The organism is Halomonas sp. KAO (assembly GCF_015595025.1).
GTDB lineage: Bacteria > Pseudomonadota > Gammaproteobacteria > Pseudomonadales > Halomonadaceae > Halomonas.
Map to the genome: position 1 here is coordinate 143,651 of NZ_JADNRL010000019.1, position 4,564 is coordinate 148,214.

Annotated in this window: 6 protein-coding genes; 5 read left to right on the top strand and 1 reads right to left on the bottom strand. The window is 66.3% G+C overall.

The window, feature by feature from the left end; translation table 11 throughout:
• From IOC61_RS06965 to IOC61_RS17790, 5 genes are all read left to right on the top strand, one after another.
• On the top strand, nucleotides 1-218 hold a 218-nt coding region (locus IOC61_RS06965; protein WP_195688140.1), incomplete at its 5' end, for a K+/H+ antiporter subunit F.
• Nucleotides 215-559, top strand: a complete 345-nt coding sequence (locus tag IOC61_RS06970; protein ID WP_229332981.1) for a Na+/H+ antiporter subunit G — start codon at nucleotides 215-217, stop codon at nucleotides 557-559. The genes IOC61_RS06965 and IOC61_RS06970, both read left to right, overlap by 4 nt.
• Nucleotides 560-820: 261 nt before the next feature.
• Nucleotides 821-1,924 carry a pyridoxal phosphate-dependent aminotransferase gene (locus tag IOC61_RS06975; RefSeq protein WP_195688141.1) on the top strand — a complete coding sequence of 368 codons (1,104 nt, stop codon included), beginning with the start codon at nucleotides 821-823 and terminating at the stop codon, nucleotides 1,922-1,924.
• Nucleotides 1,925-1,997: 73 nt separating this feature from the next.
• Nucleotides 1,998-3,206, top strand: a complete 1,209-nt coding sequence (locus tag IOC61_RS06980) for an MFS transporter (protein WP_195688142.1) — start codon at nucleotides 1,998-2,000, stop codon at nucleotides 3,204-3,206.
• A complete protein-coding gene (locus IOC61_RS17790; RefSeq protein WP_267491281.1) occupies nucleotides 3,203-3,328 on the top strand; it encodes a hypothetical protein in 126 nt (41 codons plus the stop codon). The genes IOC61_RS06980 and IOC61_RS17790 overlap by 4 nt, the downstream gene beginning before the upstream one ends.
• Nucleotides 3,329-3,527: 199 nt before the next feature.
• Here IOC61_RS17790 and IOC61_RS06985 read toward each other — a convergent pair.
• Nucleotides 3,528-4,564: aldehyde dehydrogenase family protein (locus tag IOC61_RS06985; RefSeq protein ID WP_195688143.1), on the bottom strand; the 1,037-nt coding region annotated here is incomplete at its 5' end.

The window sequence follows — 4,564 nt, forward strand, 5'->3', positions numbered from 1 at the left end:
TGCTCAATCTCTACCGCCTGGCCGCAGGCCCGGATATCGTCGACCGCATCCTGGCGCTGGACACCCTGACGATCAACAGCATCGCCTTGATCGTGCTGGCCGATATCCAGATGGGGCTCGGCGTGTTGTTCGAGCTGGCCCTGCTGATCGCGCTGATGGGCTTCGTCGGCACCGTGGCCATGAGCAAGTACCTGCTGCGGGGGGACGTCATCGAATGAACGGCCTCGACATGTCCTGGATCATGCAGCTGGTCATCGCCCTCTTCCTGCTGGTGGGTGCGGTGGTGGCGCTGATCGGCTCCTGGGGGCTGGCCAAGCTCCCCGACTTCTACACCCGCCTGCATGGGCCCACCAAGGCCAGCACCCTGGGCGTCGGCTGCACGCTGATCGGCTCGCTGCTCTTCTTCAGCCACCAGCAGGATGGCGTCTCGGTGCAGGAGGCCCTGGTGACCATCTTCCTGTTCGCCACCGCGCCGGTCAGCGCCCATATGATGGGCAAGGCGGCGCTGCGTCGGCGCCTGCGGGGCGTGGCAGGCACCCGCAATATGCCCAAGGAGTAGCCCAAAGCTATTGCAGTTACTGTACCAAGGGGCGCTGGGGAAAAGCCGTAGAGGAGACACAAGGTCCTACGCCAGGGATGGCGTCGGTAGCGCCCAGGGAGGGGTTTACAGCGCCTCCTCGTCGGTCCGGCGCTCCGGGGCTTATCGCCAGATCAGCCCCGAGCCATCTGCGATAATTCTGGGAGTAGCCCCCAGCGGGCCAACTCGGCGTCAAACCCTGATAGGGTGAACGGTGACTGGCATCAGCGACTGGAGACCGATATGCCCCGCTTCCCCGACCATCTGACCGGCGACGGCCCCCACAACCCCTTTCCCGGCGTGCGCGTGCTGGAGCGCCGCCTGGGGCGCGAGATTCCCCACCAGCTGGGCTCCAACGAAGGGCTCGACATGCCCCATCGTGCCCTGCGCGAGCGCTTCGGCGATGCTCTGGCGGAGCACGTCTACAGCTACGGCGATGCCGAGGCACTGGGCATCCGTCGGCGCCTGGCCGACCAGAAGGGAACCCCGCTGGAGGCGATGCTGGTGGACGCCGGGGCCGACAGCCTGATCGCCCTGACGCTGCGCGCCGTCACCTCTCCCGGCGAGACGGTCGTCGCCACCCGGGGCACCTACCCCACCTTCGCCTACTTCGCCCGGGGCCACGGCTGTCGCGTGGAGGAAGTCGCCTACGACGAGGCGCCGGGACGTCTCGCCCCCGACCTCGACGCCCTGGCGCACACGGCCAGAGAGTCCCGCGCCCGGCTGGTCTATCTGGCCAACCCGGACAACCCCGGCGGCCATCTTCACCGCGACGAGGATGTGCTGGCCCTGCGCCACTCCCTGCCCGACGACTGCTGGCTGCTGCTCGACGAGGCCTATCACGACTTCCGCGAGGACGCCGACGGCGAGTTCGGCCGTCGGGTGCTGCCCGGCGTGGTGCGCCTGCGCACCCTCTCCAAGGCCCATGGCCTCGCCGGGCTACGCGTCGGCTACGCCATCGCCGAGCCGGAGACCCTGGCGATGATGATGAAAGTCCGCATCCACTATGCGGTGTCGACACTCAGCCAGGCCGCCGCCGAAACGGTGCTGGATGCCCCTGACGAGGTCGCCGCCCACGTGACGGCGGTGAGGGAGCGCCGCGAGCGCCTGGCCGCCCACCTGCGCGAACTGGGCGCCGATGTGCTGCCCAGCGCCACCAACTTCGTCGGGGTGCGACTGCCAAGTGCCGAGCTCGCCGCCGAGGTACACAAGGCGCTGCTCGACGAGGGGAAGCTGATCGCCCGCCCCGCCGACCCGGCCCTGGGCCATGTGCTGCGCATCACCGCCGTGGAAGATGCACTGGCACCCGGACGGCTGGCGACCCTGGAGCGCGCCCTGCAACGCTAGCCAAAACCGGCTCCAGGCGACATAGTAGCGTCCTTTAGCCTGCAAACCGCCACCTAGATCAATGGACCCGCCGATGGACACGCTACGCCGCCACTCCCTGATGATCCTCGTGCTCGGCAGCCTGGTGGTCACCCTGGCCATGGGTCTTCGCCACGGCTTCGGCCTCTTCCTCGAGCCGATGAGCGCGGAACTGGGCTGGGGACGCGGCGTCTTCGCCTTCGCCCTGGCCATCCAGAACCTCCTTTGGGGCCTCGCCCAGCCCTTCGCCGGTGCCCTGGCGGATCGCTACGGCGCCGCACGAATCGTGGTGGTCGGCGGCGCGCTCTACGCCCTGGGGCTGCTGTTCATGGGGCTCTCCGAAACGGCGCTGGGCATGACGCTCTCGGCCGGGGTGCTGATCGGCCTGGGGCTCTCCGGCACCACCTTCTCGGTGGTGCTGGGCGCGGTGGGGCGCGCCGTGGCGCCGGAGAAGCGCAGCATGGCCATGGGCATCGTCAGCGCCGCGGGCTCCTTCGGCCAGTTCGCCATGCTGCCGGGTACCCTCGGGCTGCTGGAGTGGCTGGGCTGGTCGGCGGCGCTGCTGGCCATGGCCGCCATCGGTGCCCTGCTGCTGCCGTTGGGCGCCCTGCTGCGTGACCGCCCCTCACCTGCCGCGGCAGGCGACCTGCCGCTGCGCGAGGCCCTCGACGAAGCGCTCGGTCATCGTGGCTTCTGGCTACTATGCCTGGGCTTCTTCGTCTGCGGCTTTCAGGTAGTTTTTATAGGCGTGCATCTGCCCGGCTATCTCTACGACAATGGCATCGCCGTTCAGGTAGGCAGCACCGTGCTGGCACTGATCGGCCTGTTCAATATCTTCGGTACCTATGTCACCGGCTGGCTCGGCGGACGGTTCTCCAAGCCGCACCTGCTCAGCTGGCTCTACCTGTGCCGTGCCGGGGTCATCACCCTCTTCCTGATGGCGCCGCTGAGCCCGGCCAGTGCCTACGCCTTCGGTATCGCCATGGGCCTGCTGTGGCTCTCCACGGTGCCCTTGACCAACGGCATCGTCGCCTCAGTGTTCGGCGTCCAGCACCTCTCGATGCTCGGCGGGATCGTCTTTCTCTTCCATCAGCTCGGCTCCTTCATGGGCGTCTGGCTGGGGGGCCTTCTCTACGACCTGCAGGGCGACTACGACGTGGTCTGGAAGCTGGCCATCCTGCTGGGGGTCGCCGCCGCCGCGCTGCACTGGTGGATCAACGAGACACCGGTGCAACGCACCCGACACCCGCAGGTAGAAGCATGAGTCGTCGCCTGACCCTGCGAATCGTAGCTGCCATCATCACGGCTACTACACTGGCCCTGGTATGGTGGGGCTGGCACCAGCTGGATGGTGCCCTGCTGATGCTTGGCAGCAGGCTGTGCTGATGCTCTCTGCTAACCAATAAGGTGTTCTTTCGGCCAGTTCGGATCGCCCCGTGCTGGTGCGCTGGATGCGTCAACGTACAAAGCTTCATTTCATACTGAAACACTTCACAAAAATAGCCGTTGGGCACGACGTTAGTCGTGCCCAACGAAATGGCGCCACCGCCTTACTGCAATCGATTGTCGATGACGCGGATGGCGCTCAGAAGAAGCCCATCGGATTGATGTCGTAGCTGACCAGCAGGTTCTTGGTCTGCTGGTAGTGCTCGAGGGCCACCTTGTGGGTCTCGCGCCCGACGCCGGACTTCTTGTAGCCGCCGAAGGCCGCATGCGCCGGATACTGGTGGTAGCAGTTGGTCCATACGCGACCGGCCTGGATGCCACGGCCCATGCGGAAGGCCACATTGATATCGCGACTCCAGACGCCGGCACCGAGGCCGAACTCGGTATCGTTGGCGATCGCCAGCGCCTCCTCCTCGTCCTTGAAGGTGGTCACGGCCACCACCGGCCCGAAGATCTCCTCCTGGAAGACGCGCATCTTGTTGTGGCCCTTGAGCAGCGTCGGCTCGATATAGAAGCCCTTGTCATAGGCCGGATCGAAGCTCGCCTTGTCACCGCCGGTGAGCACCTCCGCCCCCTCCTCCCGGGCGATATCCATGTAGGACATGATCTTGTCGAACTGCTCCTGGGAGGCCTGGGCCCCCACCTGGACATCGGTATCCAGCGGGTTGCCGCGCTTGATCTGCACGACCTTCTCCATCACCTTGGCCATGAAGGCGTCGTACATGGACTCCTGGATCAAGGCACGGGAGGGGCAGGTGCACACCTCACCCTGGTTGAAGAAGGCCAGCACCAGCCCTTCGGCGGCCTTGTCGATGAACGCCGGTTCGGCGTTCATGATGTCGGCGAAATAGATGTTCGGCGACTTGCCACCCAGCTCCACGGTGGAGGGAATGATGTTCTCGGCGGCACACTTGAGGATATGCGCGCCTACCGGGGTCGAGCCGGTGAAGGCGATCTTGGCAATGCGCGGGCTTCCGGCAAGCGCCTGGCCCGCCTCGGCACCATAGCCATTGACGATATTGACCACGCCCGGGGGCAGCAGGTCGCCGATCACCTCCATCAGCTTGAGAATCGAGGCGGGCGTCTGCTCGGCGGGCTTGAGCACCACGCAGTTGCCCGCGGCCAGGGCCGGCGCCAGCTTCCAGACGGCCATCAGCAGCGGGAAGTTCCAGGGAA

Bases quoted from the DNA above. Each gene is read 5' to 3' on its own strand.
- IOC61_RS06970 (WP_229332981.1), top strand. From the start codon at position 215: ATGAACGGCCTCGACATGTCCTGGATCATGCAGCTGGTCATCGCCCTC.
- IOC61_RS06975 (WP_195688141.1), top strand. From the start codon at position 821: ATGCCCCGCTTCCCCGACCATCTGACCGGCGACGGCCCCCACAACCCC.
- IOC61_RS06980 (WP_195688142.1), top strand. From the start codon at position 1,998: ATGGACACGCTACGCCGCCACTCCCTGATGATCCTCGTGCTCGGCAGC.
- IOC61_RS17790 (WP_267491281.1), top strand. From the start codon at position 3,203: ATGAGTCGTCGCCTGACCCTGCGAATCGTAGCTGCCATCATCACGGCT.